Annotated in this window: 17 protein-coding genes; 11 read left to right on the top strand and 6 right to left on the bottom strand. The window is 62.0% G+C overall.

Annotated features, from left to right (window positions below):
• Position 1 precedes the first annotated feature (1 nt).
• Positions 2–1,465 carry a betaine-aldehyde dehydrogenase gene (betB, locus tag ACQ7C1_RS14080; RefSeq protein WP_430958705.1) on the top strand — a complete coding sequence of 488 codons (1,464 nt, stop codon included), beginning with the start codon at positions 2–4 and terminating at the stop codon, positions 1,463–1,465.
• Positions 1,466–1,676: 211 nt separating this feature from the next.
• The gene (gene betA, locus ACQ7C1_RS14075) at positions 1,677–3,329 is read left to right on the top strand and encodes a choline dehydrogenase (RefSeq protein WP_430958704.1); all 1,653 of its coding nucleotides are present in this window, start codon (positions 1,677–1,679) and stop codon (positions 3,327–3,329) included.
• 17 nt (positions 3,330–3,346) lie between these two features.
• Here betA and ACQ7C1_RS14070 read toward each other — a convergent pair whose 3' ends face one another.
• Together ACQ7C1_RS14070 and ACQ7C1_RS14065 are read right to left on the bottom strand one after the other, a co-directional pair.
• On the bottom strand, positions 3,347–3,820 hold the full coding sequence (locus ACQ7C1_RS14070; RefSeq protein ID WP_221114584.1) for a DUF6644 family protein: 474 nt from the start codon (positions 3,818–3,820) through the stop codon (positions 3,347–3,349).
• 6 nt (positions 3,821–3,826) lie between these two features.
• Positions 3,827–4,213 (bottom strand): DUF6152 family protein, encoded by a 387-nt coding sequence (locus ACQ7C1_RS14065; protein ID WP_430958703.1) that lies wholly within the window; start codon positions 4,211–4,213, stop codon positions 3,827–3,829.
• Positions 4,214–4,353: 140 nt separating this feature from the next.
• Here ACQ7C1_RS14065 and ACQ7C1_RS14060 point away from each other — a divergent pair, with 140 nt between their 5' ends.
• On the top strand, positions 4,354–5,697 hold the full coding sequence (locus ACQ7C1_RS14060) for a chloride channel protein (RefSeq protein WP_430958809.1): 1,344 nt from the start codon (positions 4,354–4,356) through the stop codon (positions 5,695–5,697).
• Here the strand turns inward: ACQ7C1_RS14060 and ACQ7C1_RS14055 are convergent, their stop codons facing one another.
• Positions 5,698–6,144, bottom strand: coding sequence for an RrF2 family transcriptional regulator (locus ACQ7C1_RS14055; RefSeq protein ID WP_430958702.1), 447 nt, complete (start codon positions 6,142–6,144; stop codon positions 5,698–5,700).
• A gap of 420 nt (positions 6,145–6,564) precedes the next feature.
• On the opposite strand from ACQ7C1_RS14055, the gene ACQ7C1_RS14050 reads away from it, so the two are divergent.
• From ACQ7C1_RS14050 to cysN, 3 genes are all read left to right on the top strand, one after another.
• On the top strand, positions 6,565–7,305 hold the full coding sequence (locus tag ACQ7C1_RS14050; protein ID WP_430958701.1) for a phosphoadenylyl-sulfate reductase: 741 nt from the start codon (positions 6,565–6,567) through the stop codon (positions 7,303–7,305).
• 130 nt (positions 7,306–7,435) lie between these two features.
• Entirely contained in the window at positions 7,436–8,389 is a 954-nt protein-coding gene (gene cysD, locus ACQ7C1_RS14045; RefSeq protein WP_064692172.1) for a sulfate adenylyltransferase subunit CysD, read from the top strand.
• A 1-nt stretch (position 8,390) separates the two neighbouring features.
• On the top strand, positions 8,391–9,887 hold the full coding sequence (cysN, locus tag ACQ7C1_RS14040) for a sulfate adenylyltransferase subunit CysN (protein ID WP_430958700.1): 1,497 nt from the start codon (positions 8,391–8,393) through the stop codon (positions 9,885–9,887).
• Positions 9,888–9,979: 92 nt separating this feature from the next.
• Here the strand turns inward: cysN and ACQ7C1_RS14035 are convergent, their stop codons facing one another.
• Positions 9,980–10,360 (bottom strand): response regulator, encoded by a 381-nt coding sequence (locus tag ACQ7C1_RS14035; RefSeq protein ID WP_097601519.1) that lies wholly within the window; start codon positions 10,358–10,360, stop codon positions 9,980–9,982.
• A gap of 6 nt (positions 10,361–10,366) precedes the next feature.
• The gene (locus ACQ7C1_RS14030) at positions 10,367–11,353 is read right to left on the bottom strand and encodes a PAS domain-containing protein (protein WP_430958699.1); all 987 of its coding nucleotides are present in this window, start codon (positions 11,351–11,353) and stop codon (positions 10,367–10,369) included.
• 313 nt (positions 11,354–11,666) lie between these two features.
• On the opposite strand from ACQ7C1_RS14030, the gene ACQ7C1_RS14025 reads away from it, so the two are divergent.
• The 3 genes from ACQ7C1_RS14025 to ACQ7C1_RS14015 all read left to right on the top strand — a co-directional run bounded on the left by ACQ7C1_RS14025 (position 11,667) and on the right by ACQ7C1_RS14015 (position 15,463).
• The gene (locus tag ACQ7C1_RS14025) at positions 11,667–12,107 is read left to right on the top strand and encodes a hypothetical protein (protein ID WP_430958698.1); all 441 of its coding nucleotides are present in this window, start codon (positions 11,667–11,669) and stop codon (positions 12,105–12,107) included.
• A gap of 289 nt (positions 12,108–12,396) precedes the next feature.
• Positions 12,397–13,038, top strand: a complete 642-nt coding sequence (locus ACQ7C1_RS14020) for a peroxiredoxin-like family protein (RefSeq protein WP_430958697.1) — start codon at positions 12,397–12,399, stop codon at positions 13,036–13,038.
• A gap of 436 nt (positions 13,039–13,474) precedes the next feature.
• Entirely contained in the window at positions 13,475–15,463 is a 1,989-nt protein-coding gene (locus tag ACQ7C1_RS14015; protein WP_430958696.1) for a PBP1A family penicillin-binding protein, read from the top strand.
• A gap of 30 nt (positions 15,464–15,493) precedes the next feature.
• Here the strand turns inward: ACQ7C1_RS14015 and ACQ7C1_RS14010 are convergent, their stop codons facing one another.
• Positions 15,494–16,360: a LysR family transcriptional regulator gene (locus tag ACQ7C1_RS14010; RefSeq protein ID WP_430958808.1), complete on the bottom strand. Its 867-nt coding sequence runs from the start codon at positions 16,358–16,360 to the stop codon at positions 15,494–15,496.
• 71 nt (positions 16,361–16,431) lie between these two features.
• Between ACQ7C1_RS14010 and ACQ7C1_RS14005 the strand changes: the two genes are divergently transcribed.
• Both ACQ7C1_RS14005 and ACQ7C1_RS14000 read left to right on the top strand, forming a co-directional pair.
• Positions 16,432–17,403 carry a quinone oxidoreductase family protein gene (locus ACQ7C1_RS14005; protein WP_430958695.1) on the top strand — a complete coding sequence of 324 codons (972 nt, stop codon included), beginning with the start codon at positions 16,432–16,434 and terminating at the stop codon, positions 17,401–17,403.
• 286 nt (positions 17,404–17,689) lie between these two features.
• Positions 17,690–18,643 (top strand): NmrA/HSCARG family protein, encoded by a 954-nt coding sequence (locus tag ACQ7C1_RS14000; protein WP_430958694.1) that lies wholly within the window; start codon positions 17,690–17,692, stop codon positions 18,641–18,643.
• Positions 18,644–18,647: the final 4 nt, after the last annotated feature.

The following is an 18,647-nucleotide window of genomic DNA, read 5'->3' as shown; positions in this document are numbered from 1 at the left end:
CATGAAAGCCCAGCCGAAAGCCTCGCACTTCATCGACGGCGAATATGTCGAGGATACCGACGGCACCGTCATCGAGAGCCTCTATCCCGCTACCGGCGAAGTGATCGCCCGGCTGCATGCCGCAACGCCTGCAATCGTCGAAAAGGCGATTGCAGCCGCCAAACGCGCCCAGCCGGAATGGGCGGCGATGAGCCCGATGGCGCGCGGACGCATCCTCAAGCGCGCCGCCGAGATCATGCGCGAGCGCAACCGTGAGCTTTCCGAACTGGAGACGCTCGATACCGGCAAGCCAATCCAGGAAACGATCGTGGCCGACCCGACCTCGGGTGCGGATGCCTTCGAATTCTTTGGCGGCGTCGCACCCGCCGGCCTCAACGGCGCCCATATCCCGCTCGGGCAGGATTTTGCCTATACCAAGCGCGTGCCCCTCGGCGTCTGCGTCGGCATCGGCGCCTGGAACTATCCGCAGCAGATCGCCTGCTGGAAAGCTGCCCCGGCGCTTGTCTGCGGTAATGCCATGGTGTTCAAGCCTTCCGAGAACACGCCGCTCGGCGCCCTGAAGATCGCCGAGATCCTGCATGAGGCGGGATTGCCAAGGGGGCTCTTCAACGTGATCCAGGGCGACCGCGACACCGGGCCGCTGCTCGTCAACCATCCCGATGTCGCCAAGGTGTCGCTGACCGGCTCGGTGCCGACGGGCCGCAGGGTCGCGGCCGCCGCCGCCGGCAGCCTCAAGCATGTGACGATGGAGCTCGGCGGCAAGTCGCCGCTCATCGTCTTCGACGACGCCGATCTCGATTCGGCGGTCGGCGGGGCGATGCTCGGCAATTTCTATTCCACCGGCCAAGTCTGCTCGAACGGCACGCGCGTCTTCGTGCAGAAGGCGATCAAGTCCGAATTCCTGAAGCGGCTGAAGGCGCGCACCGAGGCGATGCTGATCGGCGACCCGCTTGATGAGGCGACGCAGGTCGGGCCGATGGTCTCCTGGGCGCAGCGCGAGAAGGTGATCGCCTATATCGAGAAGGGCAAGGCCGAAGGCGCGACGCTTGTTGCCGGCGGCGGCATTCCGAACAACGTTTCGGGAGAAGGATATTACGTGCAGCCGACCGTCTTTGCCGATGTCACCGACAATATGACCATCGCCCGCGAGGAGATCTTCGGGCCGGTCATGTCGGTGCTCAATTTCGACGATGAGGACGAGGTGATCGCGCGCGCCAATGCCAGCGAATTCGGCCTCTCCGGCGGCGTCTTCACCGCCGACCTCACCCGCGCCCACCGCGTCGTCGACCGGCTGGAGGCCGGCACGCTGTGGATCAACACCTATAATCTCTGCCCGGTGGAAATCCCCTTCGGCGGCTCGAAACAATCCGGCTTCGGCCGCGAGAATTCGCTGGCGGCGCTGGAGCATTATTCCGAGCTGAAGACGGTTTACGTCAGCATGGGGGCGGTGGCGGCGCCTTATTGAGAAATATGTGACCTTGCCCCTCACCCTAACCCTCTCCCCGTAAGAACGGGGAGAGGGGACGTGCCAAACGCAGCGTCAAGGTTGAGCGAAGCCGGTGCGGCATATCCCCTTCGCCCCGTTTACGGGGAGAAGGTGCCGGCAGGCGGATGAGGGGCCGGCTCTGAGAAAACAGGAAGCAGCCGGATCACGGCAGCTCAAGGAAAACAAAAAGATGCAACAAGCAGATTTCGTCATCATCGGCTCCGGCTCGGCCGGCTCGGCGCTGGCCTACCGTCTCTCGGAAGACGGCAGGAACAGCGTCCTCGTCATCGAGGCGGGCGGCAGCGATTTCGGGCCGTTCATCCAGATGCCGGCAGCGCTTGCCTGGCCGATGAGCATGAAGCGCTATAATTGGGGCTATCTCTCCGAGCCGGAGCCGAACCTCAACAACCGGCGCATCACTGCGCCGCGCGGCAAGGTGATCGGCGGCTCCTCCTCGATCAACGGCATGGTCTATGTGCGCGGCCATGCCGAGGACTTCAACCGCTGGGAGGAGCTCGGCGCCAGCGGCTGGGCCTATGCCGATGTCCTCCCGTATTTCAAGCGGATGGAGCATTCGCATGGCGGCGAAGAGGGCTGGCGCGGCACGGACGGGCCGCTGCACGTGCAGCGCGGCGGCTTCACCAATCCGCTCTTCCGGGCTTTCATCGAGGCCGGCAAGCAGGCGGGCTTCGAGACGACGGAGGATTATAACGGCAGCAAGCAGGAAGGCTTCGGGCTGATGGAGCAGACCATCTTTGCCGGCCGCCGCTGGTCTGCCGCCAACGCCTATCTGAAGCCGGCGCTGAAGCGTGACAATGTCAGGATCGTCTATGGCCTGGCGAGCAAGATCGTCATCGAGAACGGGCGGGCGACCGGCGTCGAGATCGAACGCGGCGGCAGGACAGAGGTGGTGAAGGCCAACCGCGAGGTGATCATCTCCGCCTCCTCCTTCAATTCGCCGAAGCTTCTGATGCTGTCCGGCATCGGACCGGCCGAGCATCTGAAGGAAATGGGCATCGAGGTGAAGGCCGACCGGCCTGGTGTCGGCGCCAATCTGCAGGACCATATGGAATTCTATTTTCAGCAGGTGAGCACCAAGCCGGTGTCGCTCTACTCCTGGCTGCCCTGGTTCTGGCAGGGCGTGGCGGGCGCGCAATGGCTGCTCTCCAAGGGCGGGCTCGGGGCCTCCAACCAGTTCGAGGCCTGCGCCTTCCTGCGCTCGGCACCCGGGCTGAAGCAGCCCGATATCCAATATCATTTCCTGCCGGTGGCGATCAGCTATGACGGCAAGGCGGCGGCCAAGAGCCACGGCTTCCAGGTGCATGTCGGCTACAATCTGTCGAAATCGCGCGGCAGCGTGACGCTGCGCTCGCCCGACCCCAAGGCCGATCCGGTGCTGCGCTTCAACTATATGAGCCATCAGGAAGACTGGGAGAAATTCCGCCACTGCGTGCGGCTGACCCGCGAGATCTTCGGGCAGAAGGCCTTCGACACCTATCGCGGCCCGGAAATCCAGCCGGGCGAAGCGGTGCAGAGCGACGATGAAATCGATGCCTTCCTGCGCGAACATCTGGAAAGCGCCTATCACCCCTGCGGCACCTGCAAGATGGGCGCCAAGGACGATCCGATGGCGGTCGTCGATCCGCAGACGCGGGTGATCGGCGTCGACGGCCTGAGGGTCGCCGACAGCTCGATCTTCCCGCACGTCACCTACGGCAACCTCAATGGCCCCTCGATTATGACCGGCGAGAAGGCGGCGGATCATATCCTCGGCAAGCAGCCGCTGGCGCGCTCGAACCAGGAGCCGTGGGTCAACCCGCGGGCGGCGGTCAGCGATCGCTGATATCGAGTCGTTGGGTCTCAGAGAAATCCGATCCACCGTCCCGCCAATACAGCGGCGATCCAGATCGCGATAGACAGGGCTGCGGAGAAGCGCAGGCTTGACCGTATCAGGCCAGTAGCGATGAGTGTTTTCCACCCTTGCCCGGAATGAACCATCACTAGGTTGAGCAGGCCCAGCCCAATCAGCCCGAGCTTGGCGAGAAAGGCGGGGTTCACGGCATATTCGACCGCCCGCACGCTGAAGAGGCAGAAGCCGGTCGCGATCGCCAGGACGAGGCCGACTCCGGCCGAATGGGAGAGAAACGGCGCGACGACTTCGACGGGTACCTTGCGGAAGCAGCCGGCAAGCCTGAGATCAAGCGGCAGAATGGCGCCGACCAGGAGGCCGATCGACAGAATGTGAGCGGCATTGACGATCATATAGAGCGTCCCCGAGCGCCTCAGAGCAACCGCGGGTGCCGTGGCCGACAGCCATTCGAGAATGTCGATCACGACAGCTCAGTTCGTCCGGATGCGGTCGGGATAGATATCGTAGCGCTTCTCGCCGATGGTGATGCGGACTGCCTTCATCCGCTTTTCCTTCGGATCCTGGGAACGGTTTCCGAGCGCCACGACCTGATCGCCGGGCTTTGCGACGCCTTCGACGAAGCCGGAGCGTTCCGTCTGCCGCGGATTGCCGAGTTCGACGCGCCAGACACCGTCATCGGCGGTAGCGACATCGAGTGTCGGATGCGGCCAGCCCATCGATATTTTCTCGATGGTGCCGCGCAGCTCGATCTGGTCCGCCTCGGCCCACGACCAGCCGTGATGGGCGGCAGCACCCGTGGCGAAAACCGCCAAGAGCATTGCCGCGGCTAGTACCCGCTTTACTGAAACTATCGGCATGATGGTTCTCCCTACCCGAATGGGCAGGCAGGTGGAGCATGCCGGCGGGAAGGAAAGGTATTTCACCAAATCTTGAAGAAAGAGGTGGTTCCCTTCCAGCAAACCGGTTTAGGAAGAGGCCTTATCCAATATTCCCAGGCCTGCCAGTGTCCTATCGCAAGTCCAGACTTCTTCGCAGATCCCGTGTCCTCTGGGGCTCCTTTTCGCTGTGGCGTCCGCGGCTGATCTTCTGGTTCGGCGCCTTCGCGATCGGCATCATCAGCGTCGGCTTCGCCAGGCTTGCCGATCTGGCGCAGCGCGGCTTTGCCGGCGTAACCGCCTCCGGCCAATGGGGTTTTTTGCTGCCGCTCATCATCACCCCGCTCGGCTTCATGCTGTCGGCCTATCTCGCGGCAACATTCTTCCCGAACGCGCAGGGCAGCGGCATTCCGCAGGCGATTGCCGCGCGCCATCTGCGCGATGCGGAGGACCGCACGCGGCTGCTGTCGCTGCGGCTCGTCGTCGGCAAGATCCTGCTGACCGTTCTGGGGCTCGCGAGCGGCGCATCGATCGGCCGTGAGGGACCGACCGTGCAGGTGGGCGCATCGATCATGCTGGCCGTCGCCCGCTTCGGTGGCATGGCGCAGGCGCGCGGGCTTATCCTCGCCGGTTCGGCGGCCGGCATCGCCGCGGCCTTCAACACGCCGCTCGCCGGCATCGTCTTCGCCATCGAGGAAATGAGCCGGACCTATGAGTCCCGAGCGAACGGCCTTGTTTTAACGGCCGTCATCCTTTCGGGTCTTGCCGCCCTCGGACTTGCCGGCAGCTACAATTATTTCGGGTCCACCGCGGTCGCCCCGGCCTCGGTGGGCGACTGGGAACTGGTGCCCATCTGCGGCATCGGCGGCGGCGCACTGGGTGCGGCTTTCAGCGGGCTTGCGCTCCATCTCGGACAGCAGGTTCGCCGGTGGGCACATCCGCAGCCGCTGCCGCGGATGGTGATGCTGGCAGCGGCCTGCGGGCTTGTCGTCGCGGCGATCGGCATCCTCTCGGGCGGCATGACCTTCGGAACGGGCTACGACCAGGCGAAAGGCGCCGTCGAGGGCAATCCCCTGCCCCTGCTGTTCTTCCTCGAAAAGCTTCTTGCGGGCTTTCTGTCGATGATGTCGGGGATTCCGGGCGGCATCTTCGCGCCCTCGCTCTCCGTCGGCGCCGGCTTCGGCAGCACGATCGGCCAGATCATGGGCAGCAGCATAGCGCTTGCGGCTATTCTCGGCATGGCCGGATATTTCTCCGGCGTGGTGCAGGCACCGATGACCGCCTTCGTCATCATTCTGGAAATGACCGGCGACCATCAGGCCGTCATTCCGATCATGGCGGTATCGATGATCGGCTACATCACCTCGCGCATCCTGTCGCGCGAGCCGCTCTATCACGGCCTGTCACGCGTCTTCATCGCCGCAGCGATCCGAGCCCGGCGCGCCAGGGAAACGGCTGAGAGCTGATCAGGCGAGCAGGCGGGTGACTTCGGCGCCTTGCCGCGGGGCGACGGCATCGGCGATCGTAGTCGAGAACAGCACCTTGCGTGTGGCGTCGGCCACTTTGGCGAAGACGTGTCTGATTTCGCAATTCTGTTCGCCGTCGCAATCGTCGCACCTGCGATAGGCGGTGATCGACAGGCACGGCAGCGGGGCGATCGGACCATCGATGATGCGCAGGATTTCGCCGAAGGTGATGGTGTGGGCGGGCTTGAGCAGGAGATAGCCACCCTGCTTGCCCCGGCGGCTGACGACGATGCCGTGATGTTTGAGGTCTAGCAGGATCTGTTCGAGGAACTTCTTCGGGATCTTCTGCTGCGCAGCGATATCGGAAATCATCACCGGTTCGTCGGCATCGGCATCCGCCAGAACCGTCAGCGCCCGCAGAGCATATTTCGCCTTTTGCGTAATCATCTCAGACCGTCAACACACACAGGCAGCGCGAATCTTCGCACCGCTTCAAGATTACTTTCGCCTCTATTGCACAACCAGCATGAACGGAATTTGAACGCGCCGGAGAAAGACTTGAGAGACAAGCACTTCGGCCTTGTTTTTCATTCTTGGCCAAGCTCAAGCAATTTATGCTAAAACAGCGCGTCCCGCACCTTTTTCAGCATCAATTCAGATTTCCGATTGACAGGCTGCGTGTAACTCTACTAATTTTATAGACATTCAAGCTGCCAATGCCGATTTCCATCCGCGGGCGGCTGCTTTTCTGCATCGCGGCAGCTTCGGAGAGATATTTGCTCCTGTGGCCGCAGCTTTCGAAATCCCTTTTTCTGTCCGATCCAGGCTTGAACTGCGATACTCCGGTCAACTAAGGACAGGATTCTCATGACTGTTATCAATCCGAATGCAGAAGCCGAGGCGCTGAACGACAAGCTGGCAGGCCTCGACCTTGCCGGACGTCTGTCGCTGGTGGCAGGCCTTGGCGGCCGCGTGGTGTTCACCACCTCGCTCGGGATCGAGGACCAGGTGATCACCGCCGAAATCGGCACGCACCGCCTGCCGATCGACATTGCGACGCTGGAAACCGGCCGCCTGTTTGCCGAGACGCTTGATCTGATTACCGAGACGGAAGCCCAGTACGACATCCATATCCAGCGCTTCGGGCCTGAGAAGGCCGATATCGACGCCTATGCTGCGCAATACGGCCTCAATGGTTTCTACGACAGCGTCGAGGCCAGGCATGCCTGTTGCGGCGTGCGCAAGCTGAAGCCGCTTGCGCGTGCGCTCGAAGGCGCGACGATCTGGATCACCGGCCTGCGCCGCGGGCAATCGGCCAACCGCGCCGAAACGCCCTTTGCCGAATATGACGCCGAACGGCACCTCCTGAAGGTCAATCCGCTGGCCGATTGGGACATCGAGGCGATCAAGGCCTTCGTTTCCGAAAACGGCGTGCCGGTCAATCCGCTGCATGCGCGCGGCTACCCCTCGATCGGCTGCGAGCCCTGCACGAGGGCGATCAAGCCCGGCGAGCCGGAACGCGCCGGCCGCTGGTGGTGGGAGCAGGACGAGAAGCGCGAATGCGGCCTGCATGTCGCCGAAGAGGCCGCGGCAATCGCCGCACAATAACCATCTTCCCGGCTTTTCGGATCAGGGCGCGGCGATCGCCGCAGCCATGGGGGAAGCGAGTTTCCCCGGGAGAGCCACAATCGAGAAAAGCTTGCGGGCAGCCGCAAGGACCGACAGTCTGGAGTAAGACATGCCCGATAGCCGTCCGGATACGGAACTCAGCAATCCCCAGAGCGCCAAGGCGCCGCTCGACCCGCATCTGAAGGCGCTGGAAAACGAATCCATCCACATCTTCCGCGAAGTCGCAGCCGAATTCGAGCGTCCCGTCATGCTCTATTCGATCGGCAAGGATTCCTCGGTGCTGCTGCACCTGGCGCGCAAGGCTTTCTATCCCGGCCGCGTGCCCTTCCCGCTCTTACATGTGAACACCGGCTGGAAGTTCCGCGAGATGATCGCCTTCCGCGACGAGACCGCTAAGAAGTACGATCTCGATCTCATCGAGCATATCAATCCGCGAGGCGCGGCCGAAAACATCACGCCCTTCACTCACGGCTCGGCGGCCTTCACCGACATCATGAAGACCGAAAGCCTGCGCCAGGCGCTCGATGCCGGCCAATTCGACGCCGCTTTCGGCGGCGCGCGGCGCGACGAGGAGGCGAGCCGCGCCAAGGAGCGCATCTATTCCTTCCGCACGCCCGACCATCGCTGGGACCCGCGCAATCAGCGGCCGGAACTCTGGAACATCTACAACGGCATGATCCGCAAGGGGGAGAGCGTGCGCGCCTTTCCGCTGTCGAACTGGACCGAGGTCGATATCTGGCGCTACATCCAGGCCGAGGACATCCCGCTCGTGCCGCTCTACTACGCCCGCAAGCGCAAGTTCGTCGAGCGCGACGGCATGATCATCCTTGCCGAGGATCCGCGCCTCGAGCTGCTGCCCGGCGAAGTGCGCCAGGAGGGCATGATCCGCTTCCGCACGCTCGGCGACTTCCCGCTGACCGGCGCCATCCGCTCCGAGGCGAGCACGCTCGAAGAGGTGATCGCCGAACTCGAAATTGCAACGGTGTCCGAACGCCAGGGCCGCGCCATCGACCGCGACCAGTCCGGCTCCATGGAAAAGAAGAAGCGTGAAGGATATTTCTGAGATGACCGCAGTCCAAACCGCCGTCTCGGCCGCAACCGTCGCCAGCCTGCCCGCCGCCGAGCCGCAGAAGGCTCAACGTGACTCGCGCCCGCTGCGCCTGATTACCTGCGGCAGCGTCGATGACGGCAAGTCGACCCTGATCGGCCGCCTGCTCTGGGACACCAAGGCCGTCAAGGAAGACCAGGCCGCCACGCTGCAGCGCGATTCCACCGGCAAGCAGAACGACCTCGGCCTGCCCGACTTCGCGCTCTTGCTCGACGGCTTGCAGGCCGAACGCGAACAGGGCATCACCATCGATGTCGCCTATCGCTATTTCTCGACCGACAAGCGCTCCTTCATCGTCGCCGACACGCCCGGTCACGAGCAATATACCCGCAACATGGCGACCGGCGCCTCGACCGCCGATCTCGCCATCCTGCTCGTCGATGCGCGTCTCGGCATCCTCGAACAGACGCGCCGCCACGCGACGATCGCCTCGCTGCTCGGCATCAGGCAGTTCGTGCTTTCCGTCAATAAGATCGACCTGACGGGCTATGACCGCGCCGGCTTCGAGAAGATCAGCCACGAATTCCGCGAATTCGCTCTGTCGCTCGGCGTCAAGCAGATCACCGCCATTCCGATGTCGGCGCTGAAGGGCGAAAATGTCGTCTATTCCGGCCAGGGCGCCATGCCCTGGTACACTGGCCCGACGCTGGTGGAAACTTTGGAGCTTGCGACCGTGCGCTCGTCGCAGACGGTCGGCTTCCGCCTGTCGGTGCAGCGTGTGTCGCGTCCGGGCGAAAGCTTCCGCGGCTACCAGGGCACGGTTGCCGGCGGCTCGGTCAAGCCGGGCGACAGCGTCATGATCCTGCCGTCGGGCATGGTCGCCAACGTCTCCAAGATCGTCACCTTCGATCTCGTGCGCAACGCCGCCGTTGCCGGCGACGCGATCACGCTGGTGCTCGACCGCCAGGTCGACGTGGCACGCGGCGACATGATCGTCTCGATCGACGCCCAGCCGCAGGTCGGCCTGGCCTTCGACGCGCAGATCGTCGCGCTGCAGCCCGAAGGCATCGAGCCCGGCAAGCGCTACTGGCTGAAGAGCGGCAGCCGCCGCCAGCGCGTCCAGGTGCAGCCGCTCAGCCAGCTCGAATTGAAGACCGGCACCTGGAACCCCGCCCAGCGGCTCTACATGAACGCCATCGGCAAGGTCCGGCTTGCCTTTGACGAAGCGGCGATCTTCGATCCTTACGAGCAGAACCGCCAGTCCGGCTCCTTCATCCTGATCGATCCGGAGACCAACAACACGGTCGCCGGCGGCATGGTGACCGGCAAACGCACCGAACTCGGCGGCCTGCACAATGGCGAAGCCCGCGTCATCCTCTCGCTGCCGGCCGACTTGGCCGAGCAGATCATGGCCAGCGAACTCTTCGCCAGCCGCAGCCACGAGGCCGAGGTCCGGCGGATGACGGCAGCCGAGGCGGCCGAGTTGTGGTCGAGCGCCGCAAGCGATATTTGATCATGGATCAAGGGGCCAGCCAGACTGGCCTCTTTTCCAAACGCGGACTCCCCAAGCAGACCTCCGCTGAGAGGTTGCAGCCCTGAGAACAGTCACTTGACCGCCCTGCGAACGGTTTCGATGAGAAGACCGAAATCAGTGGGCTTTTCCAGGATGACCGCGCCCGCGAGGACTGGGTCAGATGCAAGTTCATGGGCAGGACTTGCTGTCGCCAGAACGATCGGGACATTCAACTGGCGAAGCTTCGCAGCTACCGCGGTCACTCTTGCCTCGCCGAGATGAACGTCAAGGACAGCAACGTCAGGTCGATCCTGCTCCAGCAGATCGAGAGCGCGCTCGTTCGATGACACCGGGCCAAGCACCTGCAATCCGGCAGCGGTCAGTTTACGTCGGAGTTCATCGGCGATGAAGAACTCGTCCTCGACGACGAGGACCTTGGTCGCGCCTGCCCTCGTGTCGACAATATCGCTCACATGACCTCACATCGGGAATTTGATCGTCGCAGTGAAACCACTGGGAGGATAGTTAAGTTCCACGCTTCCACCGATATGGGCGGCGAGGCCCTCGATTAGTTCGGTCCCGTAGCCCTGGCGTACAGACTCATGAATAGGCGGCCCTGCTTCCTCGCGCCACTGACATACGAGCCACGTCCGGTCCCGCGGCCCGGCTTCCATTTCCCACGTCACCCTTATCTTTCCGCCGGGCACCGAGGCAGCACCATGCTTCAACGCGTTCGTGCCGAGTTCGTGCAGGATCATGCTGACCGGGAGAACCTTTGAACTTCCAAATTCTACGGACGGTCCAGAGCATTCGAGCCGTTCCCAAACCGTCGCACCGACCGCGCCTCGCAGCAATGCTTCGAACTCAGTCAGCCCGCCAATGGCAGCAACTTCCTGAGCTCGAAAGGTGATATCCAGCCTTCCAAGCAGCGCTTCCTTGAAGCTTGCCACAGCCGGATCGTCGGTCCTGGTGTTGTTCACGACCGACTGAACGACGGCCGACAGGTTCCTCAGCCGATGCCGCATCTCGGCCACGATGAAGTCCATCTCGGCATCGTGGCGCCGGCGCTCCGTCACGTCGTCGAAGATGACCAGGATGTTGGGACTGTTGTTATCCGGATGAACGAGGCGGCGGGCATCGACAAGGAATGTACGCTGGCCGATCGTCGGGAATTCATGCTTCACTTCGAAGCCAATGACGGCGGCCGCCCGTGGGATCACCGAGGCTATGAGCTGCCGAAGCTCCGGAATATCCCATTGCCCATTTCCAAGCCGGAAGAAGTTCTGTGAGAGGATGTCGTCCCGCTCGACTTCGAAAGTCTTGATGAACGCATTGTTTGCGGTCGTCACACAGAAATTCTGATCCAGCACGACAACGGGCTGGGTCATCGTGTCGACGATGCCCTGGGCCTGTACGTGCCCGGTCTTCATCAGGCGATACAAATCTTCCAGCAACATCGATGGCATTCCCTCCTCACCGCACGCTTAACGAGTCGACAATATGAAGGCCCCACAGCCCCTGCGTCTAAAGTAATCTTTTCTGCATGGCTGGCAATGTCCGCCAGGTGGCGGCCCGGTCACCCGTGACAGCGTCATGGGCTGCCACCGGCTGCCCTGCCACCGAGACTATGTTTGCCATCCGTTGGCCGCTTTCTCCCGGTCGGATTCTGGCCGCGTGCTTGGAACTAATGACGGGCGAGACTGTTTCAGCTGTGACTTTGGCATGACGTTGACACGCCCTTCTGGCTGGGTAAGCCTCGATTTTGAGGAGACTTGCATCATGAAGAATTCGTCCACAATTCGTTCAGTCGCGGCTGCGGTTATCGCGGCAGCGGGAGTAAGCTTCGCCGGCTCCGCGCATGCCGACAGCGGTACGATCAGCTTCTCGGTCTACAAGGCTGCCTTCTTTGTGGGTGGCACTGGAGGCGAAGGCACGCTGACCTTCCATGGTCGCCGCTATCCCATCACTGTCGGCGGCATCTCGGGTGGCCTCGCCTTCGGGGCTTCTAAGACCAATTTTCATGGTACCGTTCGCCATATCCGCCGCGCTCAAGATGTGACGGGGGTCTACGGTGCGGCGGGTGGTGGCGGCGCTGTCGGCAAAGGGGCCCAGATGATCGTCATGACCAATGAGAAGGGCGCCGAACTCGAACTCTCGGGCAAGCAGGTAGGCCTGCAAGTCAACGCCGATCTCAGCGGCATTGCCATCACGGTAAAGTAAGGGCCGTCCCGAAGTGGTCGCGATGCGCAGAGTTGCTAGAGGCTTGCGGCCGGTCAGTGTGCGACAATTCACAGATTGGCCGCTAAAAAATCAGTGTTTGCAGAAAACGGACTTTTTCAATTCACGATTCGCTGTTTACCGCTTGCCCGCGGTCTCATGTGAGCACATTCTTAAATTGGATCCTGGCGGTGCGGTAAGACGAGAGGTCAGGCCTGCAACGCTCAATTTCGACCTCGCAGTACTTCACGTGGCGCCTTTGCTCGACTGATCCCGAGCGAGGAGGTTGTCCATGTCCACGCCCTATGTCGACCATCCGCTACAACCGGGCGACCGGGTCCCGAACGTTGAGTTTGATGCCATCTCGCACGAGGGGAAAATCGCACTTGATGATTTTCGTGGCCGCAGCCCGTTGTTGATCGGTTTGTTTCGAGGCCTGCATTGCCCGTTCTGCCGGCGCCATGTCGCCGCCATGTCATATCTCAACCCGGTACTGCGTGAGAAAGGCGTTCAATCCCTGGCTGTTGTAAACACCCCGGTCGAACGCGCGCGGCTCTATTTCCGTTACCATCCCATACCCGATCTTCTTGCTGCTTCCGACCCGGTACGGGCTTCGCACCAAGCCTTCGGCTTACGCGAGGTCGGGATCGATACGCTCATGGCGATACGGATCGATCTTCCGGGCGAGTTGCCCGAGCCTATGGACGTGAGGGCAATGGACGAATTTATCAATGAGAAGGAAGGATATCAAATGACGGAAGCCGATCAGCAGATGATGACCGCCGACCATGGGCAGCTTGTCGGTCAGTTCCTCATCGACCGGGAGGGCATCGTACGGTGGAGCTTTACTGAAGCTCTGGAGCCCGGGCTACAAACATTCAAGGCACCGAATTCCCAGGAATTGATGTCGGTAGCTTCCCAAGTCGCACCTTGAGAGGAAAACTCGCTCGACGCCCACCGCCCGGTGGTGAGTTCCGGAACTGCTGCGACCTTTTGCGGTAGAACACTCCGCATCACGCGGATATATAGATCATGCTGCGTTGGCTTTTTAGCGGTACCCGATGCCCAATTCTCCCGATTCCTCAGGTGAAAGCGTTAGCAGCTCGATCTCGGGTCGCAATCAGACAGCAGATCCGGCGGCGCAAGCGGCTGCCTCGGATCCACCAGACATTACCAAAGTCGACGACCCGCAACCGCCCCACGGATCCTTCGGCCAAACCAGACAGGCCGCGAGCAATCTATTGCATGCGCTGCGTCACGATTTGCGGGCAAGTGCCGCCTTGGCGAAGAGCAGGACGGCCGCTTCGCTTTTGAGGCGGAAGCTCAGGAGGTCGATGCGGCGGGCAGCCACATCGGCTCCAACCCAGTGGATGACCACCGCTCTGGCCAGAACCCGCCGCAGGATTCGCGATCGGCGCACCAATCCGGCTGAAAGCAGCCAGCCCCGGTCCCTTCTGGCGGGCTGGCGGAAATACGCTCTCGGGTCGATCCTTCTTGTCTGCCTCCTCGTCGGAAGCGTGCTGGTGTGGGCATTGAAAGACGTGCCCTGGAGCGAGATCCGGGATGGAACGTTGAAGCCGGTCGTGGTGCTGGAAACCGCCGACGGCGCGCCATTGGTGAGACAGGGGCCTTATCAAGGTCCCTATGCGCGATACGACCAGTTTCCACCCCATCTGATCGATGCCGTGCTGTCGATCGAGGACCGCCGGTTCATGGATCATTTCGGCGTCGACCCCAGGGGCATCGGCAGGGCGTTTCTGCGGAACTTGGAGGCCGGCGCGGTGGTGGAGGGCGGCAGCACCATCACCCAGCAACTCATCAAGCTGCAATATCTCGACAGCGACCGGACGATCAAACGAAAGATACAGGAGCTTGTCATCGCCGTCTGGCTGGAGTGGAAGCTCGGCAAGCGGGAAATCCTGACGCGCTATCTCAACAGCGTCTATCTTGGCGCCGGTGCGACCGGCATGCCCGCCGCCGCGCGCATCTATTTCAACAAGGATATCGGCGCCCTCAACCTTCCGGAGTCGGCGATGCTGGCGGGGTTGCTGCGGGCGCCCAGCCAATGGAACCCCATCGACAATTTCGAAGGCGCCCGGCAGCGCACCCTGGTCGTTCTCGACGCGATGACGGCCAATGGCAAGATCACCGCGCCACAGGCGACGGAGGCCAAGACGAGCTTTGCCAAGCTGCATCCAACGACGCCGACCCCGCGCTCCGGGAGCTGGTTTGCAGACTGGATTTCGCCGCAGGCGAGCGAAATCGCCGGCTCCTCGCCAGGGTCGACGACGGTGCGCACCACGCTGGTGCCGCAGTTACAGCAGATCGCCGAGAGGATCGTGAAACGGTCTTTGGACGGCGAAGGAAAATCCGTAGGAGCATCGCAGGCTGCGCTGCTTGCGATGACACCGGACGGCGCTGTCGTTGCCATGGTTGGCGGGCGCGACTACAAGGCGAGCCAGTTCAACCGCGCCGTCACTGCGATGCGCCAGCCGGGCTCCACCTTCAAGCTGTTCGTCTACTACGCAGCATTGAAGGCTGGGCTCACCTTGTCCGACCAGATTCTGGACGCACCAATTGAAATCGACGGCTGGTCGCCGGAAAATTCCGGCGGCAACTATAGTGGGTGGGTGACGCTCGCCGAGGCGTTCGCGCGATCGCTCAATGCCGCGTCGGTATCGCTTGCCCAAGAGGTCGGTCTGGACAATGTGATTGCCGCGGCGCGCGAACTCGGCATCGATGCGCCACTGGCCGACACGCCGTCATTGGCGCTCGGTACCTCCGAAGTCAATCTGCTCAATCTCACCAGCGCCTATGCCTCCGTCCAGCTCGGCAAGGCCCCCGTCAAGCCCTGGGGTATCATCGATTTCCAAGCGGCAGGGCAGCCAAAGGCCTTTCGCGTTGGCGCCCAATCGAAGCCGAATGTCGATCTTTCGCCTTACCAGTCCGACCTCCTCGGACTCCTGCAGTTGGTGGTCGAGCGCGGCACCGGACGTGGTGCAGATCCCGGCACCTTTGCGGCCGGCAAGACCGGCACCAGCCAGAACAATCGTGATGCCTGGTTCGTCGGCTTCACGGACGCCCTCGTCGTTGGCGTCTGGGTTGGTAATGATGATGACGCGCCGATGAAGGGGGTGACGGGCGGCGCCCTGCCCGCCCATATTTGGCGGGATTTCATCCGCGAGGCGACGATCGAGCCGACGCTCAACGGAGTGCGGTCGAGCGAAGCGGTCGTCGACGGTCAAGCCGCCCCGCAGTCCTGCAACATCACCGCCTGCTCGCGCAGCTACCGCTCCTTTCGCCCATCCGATTGTACCTATCAGCCCTATTCGGGCGGCCGAAGGCTTTGCGAAAAGTGATCTGGTTCTGCAGAGATCCAACCGCGGGGACTACCGGCCAAAAGCGTTTTTCAGCGCATCGACGACGACGCGGACGGAGGGAACGTCCTTGATATCGGCATGGACCACCAGCCAGACCTCTCTCGTCAACGGCTGTTCGGTCTCGATGCGCTGGAGACCGCTGGACTCCGCGACGGCGAAATCGGGGAGCATGACGACACCTGCACCAAGGCTTGCAGTTGCAGCCTGAAACTCCAAAACGGACGATCTCACAGCGATCGGCCGGCCGGCGGCCAGTTCGATCAGCCGCAATTGCTGCGGTGAGGCATTCATGGTTTCGTCGTAACCGATGAAGGTCCAGTCCGACGGCGGAACCGTTTCGAGATAGGCCTTCGATGCGTAGAGATGAAAGCTTGTCTCGCCGAGCTTGGCGACCGCGTAATCTCCGTCCTCCGGACGCGACATTCGCACGGCCACATCCGCCTCCCGCCTGTTGAGGGAGGCGAGGCGCTTTTCTCCGACAAGCGTGATCTCAACGCCGGGATGGTCTCGCCTGGCGGCTGCGATGGGTTTTGCAAGCAGCATGCTCGATAGCGCGGGAGGGGCACTGATCCTGACATGGCCGCGCAATTCCGTGGCGCTGCTGCGACCGAGTTGCTCGATGGCCGCTGTCTGGACGGCGACGAGAGCGGCGTATCTCGCAACCTGCTCTCCGTCCGACGTCAAGATGATGCGGCGTCCGCGGCGATCTACGAGTTTGCGTCCGAGACTGGATTCGAGCGACGAAACGCGGCGACTGACGGTGGCATGTTCGACGCCGAGTTGTCTTGCTGCACCAAGCAAGGTTCCCGATTGCGCGAGCGCCAGGAAATGCCGAAGGTCGTCCCAATCGAGTTTTGTGAAATCTCTCCCAACCATTGTGCAGCAATAGGGAATTTTCACCCATACCGCCATCGCTTAATTTGCCCGGATCAAGGAGATCACGAGCGATGACTGACCAGATCGTATGGCTGAATGTCCCCGGCGACATCACCCAATTCCATGTTGAGCAGCACCAGTGGGAAGGCCCCGGCCCTGGCGAGATCCGAATCCGTCACGAGGCGGTCGGAACGAACTTTCTCGATGTTTACCACCGAAAAGGTATCTACCCGATGCCGTCCTACCCCGCGGTGATCGGCGCCGAAGCGGCTGGAATCGTCGAGGCTGTCGGTTCGGGCGTCTCGATGTTCGGAAGAGGTGATCGCGTCGCCTATGCCGGGCCTCCGGTCGGCGCCTATCGCTCCGCGCGCAACATCGCCGCTGAAAGGGCGATCAAGCTGCCGGATACCCTTTCGGCAAAAACGGCGGCGAGTTCGCTCCTCAAAGGCATGACCGCCTACATGCTGTTGAAGAAGACCTATGATGTGCGTGCAGGAAACCACGTTCTGATCCATGCGGCTGCCGGCGGGCTCGGCAGCATCCTGGTTCGCTGGGCCAAGTCGCTCGGAGCCACGGTGATCGGAACGGTCGGTTCCTCCGAAAAGGCAGCCCTCGCCAGATCTTGTGGAGCCGATCACCTGATCGTCGGGCGCGGCGCCGATTTCGTCGCGGAAGTGAAGCGGCTGACGAACGGGCTCGGCGTCGACGTCGCCTATGACGGGATCGGCGGGGATACGCTTCTCAAAAGCATACACTCTGTCCGCCCATTCGGCATGGCTGTCACCATCGGTCAGGCCGCCGGCGCCATTCCACCGGTGCCTGTCGAGGAACTTCGCCCGGGCAAGGCGCTCTGCCATCCGAGCATCATGGCCTGGTGCGCCGACGTCGGACAATATCGCGAGGCTGCTCTCGCTGCGATCGGGGCGATGGAATCGGGGATCGTTTCGCAGATCGGCGCCGAATACCGTTTGGCCGATGTTGCGAAGGCGCACGAAGAGATGGAATCCGGGCGCGCGGCGGGCAGTATCCTGCTGATACCCTGATTGCTTCGAGAAAGAACACTGGCAGAGATCATGGATCGCCAGCGCTTCCGATCGCGCGGCGGCCTTCGACGGTCTGATCCGGTCGGGCGATCCACAGCGACCAGATGGAGATATTTATCCAAAAAATGGCATTATCTTATCCATTCCGGCCATCTACAGCGGGAAAACCTATTTCGATAGAATGCCGCCATCGAGGTGGGCGATCGGCAATGGACTGCCCGCGCCCTGCCTCGCAAAGACGGCGGCCTGTCTGGTCGTCTTCGAATGACGGGAAAGGATGAAAGACATGTCTACAACCAACAAGCCACTGATCGCAGTCACGGGCGCAACGAGCAAACAGGGGCGGAGCGTCGTTGCGACGCTTCTTGAAAGCCAGCGTTTCCGCGTCCGTGCTCTCACTCGAAGAAAGGATTCGCCCGAAGCCCTGCGTCTCGAAAAACTCGGCGCGGAAATCGCCGCCGTGCCCCTCGAACTCGGCCTTCAGAAGGAATTCGCTGCGGCATTCAAGGGCGCGGATGGCGCGTTTCTGATGACGCCGCCGATCGCCCCGCCAGAGACGACCGAAGCACCTCTCGGCCGGCAACTGGCGGACGCTGCCGTGGAGGCCGGCGTAGGGCACATCGTCTTCAGCACGCTGGAGAATGTCGACAAGATCACCGGTGGGACGAAATATGCGCCGCATTTTACCGACAAGGCGCGCGTTGCAGATTACATACGCGCCCTGCCGATTTCTCATTCCTTCGTCATGCTGGCATTCTTCTACACAAACCTTATCGAGTATTATGCGCCGCGGATGGAAGGCGACACCCTGCTCTTGCCGATTTACCTTCCGGAAGATTTCCGGGCGCCTTTTGTCGATCCGCTGACGGCGACGGGGCCTGTCGTCCTGGAGATTTTCTCAAATCCTGAGCGCTACAACGGCAAAACGCTGCCGATCGTCGGCGATATCATTTCTCCGCGGGAAATGGTCGAAACCTTCCGACGCGTCACCGGCCTCAAGGCCGAGTATCGAAATGCTTTCACCAGGGATGGCCTTCTGCGCTATTTCCCGGAATTTGCCGCCAACGAATTTCTGGTTCGAGAGCTTCTCGGAATGGTCGAATATGCGGTCGAATATGGCTATTTCGGCAAGGAACACGATCTCGAATGGAGCCGCCGGCTCAATCCAGAGACGCTCAACTGGGAGCAGTTTCTGCGGACGACGGGATGGCGCGGCGACAAGCGGTCGTTCGGAAGTTGAATCA

It is taken from the genome of Rhizobium sp. Nf11,1, from assembly GCF_050587665.1.
Lineage (GTDB): Bacteria > Pseudomonadota > Alphaproteobacteria > Rhizobiales > Rhizobiaceae > Rhizobium.
The sequence above is the reverse complement of the archived record's forward strand: the minus strand, read 5'-3'. Positions and strand labels throughout refer to the sequence as shown.

What these genes read in the sequence shown, in the direction of transcription:
- ACQ7C1_RS14030 (WP_430958699.1), bottom strand. Translation starts at nt 11,353, where the DNA reads ATGCCATCGATGTTGCTGGAAGATTTGTATCGCCTGATGAAGACCGGG.
- ACQ7C1_RS14010 (WP_430958808.1), bottom strand. Translation starts at nt 16,360, where the DNA reads ATGGTTGGGAGAGATTTCACAAAACTCGATTGGGACGACCTTCGGCAT.
- ACQ7C1_RS14005 (WP_430958695.1), top strand. Translation starts at nt 16,432, where the DNA reads ATGACTGACCAGATCGTATGGCTGAATGTCCCCGGCGACATCACCCAA.
- ACQ7C1_RS14050 (WP_430958701.1), top strand. Translation starts at nt 6,565, where the DNA reads ATGACTGTTATCAATCCGAATGCAGAAGCCGAGGCGCTGAACGACAAG.
- ACQ7C1_RS14025 (WP_430958698.1), top strand. Translation starts at nt 11,667, where the DNA reads ATGAAGAATTCGTCCACAATTCGTTCAGTCGCGGCTGCGGTTATCGCG.
- cysD (WP_064692172.1), top strand. Translation starts at nt 7,436, where the DNA reads ATGCCCGATAGCCGTCCGGATACGGAACTCAGCAATCCCCAGAGCGCC.
- ACQ7C1_RS14055 (WP_430958702.1), bottom strand. Translation starts at nt 6,144, where the DNA reads ATGATTACGCAAAAGGCGAAATATGCTCTGCGGGCGCTGACGGTTCTG.
- ACQ7C1_RS14065 (WP_430958703.1), bottom strand. Translation starts at nt 4,213, where the DNA reads ATGCCGATAGTTTCAGTAAAGCGGGTACTAGCCGCGGCAATGCTCTTG.
- betA (WP_430958704.1), top strand. Translation starts at nt 1,677, where the DNA reads ATGCAACAAGCAGATTTCGTCATCATCGGCTCCGGCTCGGCCGGCTCG.
- cysN (WP_430958700.1), top strand. Translation starts at nt 8,391, where the DNA reads ATGACCGCAGTCCAAACCGCCGTCTCGGCCGCAACCGTCGCCAGCCTG.
- ACQ7C1_RS14000 (WP_430958694.1), top strand. Translation starts at nt 17,690, where the DNA reads ATGTCTACAACCAACAAGCCACTGATCGCAGTCACGGGCGCAACGAGC.
- ACQ7C1_RS14015 (WP_430958696.1), top strand. Translation starts at nt 13,475, where the DNA reads ATGACCACCGCTCTGGCCAGAACCCGCCGCAGGATTCGCGATCGGCGC.
- ACQ7C1_RS14020 (WP_430958697.1), top strand. Translation starts at nt 12,397, where the DNA reads ATGTCCACGCCCTATGTCGACCATCCGCTACAACCGGGCGACCGGGTC.
- betB (WP_430958705.1), top strand. Translation starts at nt 2, where the DNA reads ATGAAAGCCCAGCCGAAAGCCTCGCACTTCATCGACGGCGAATATGTC.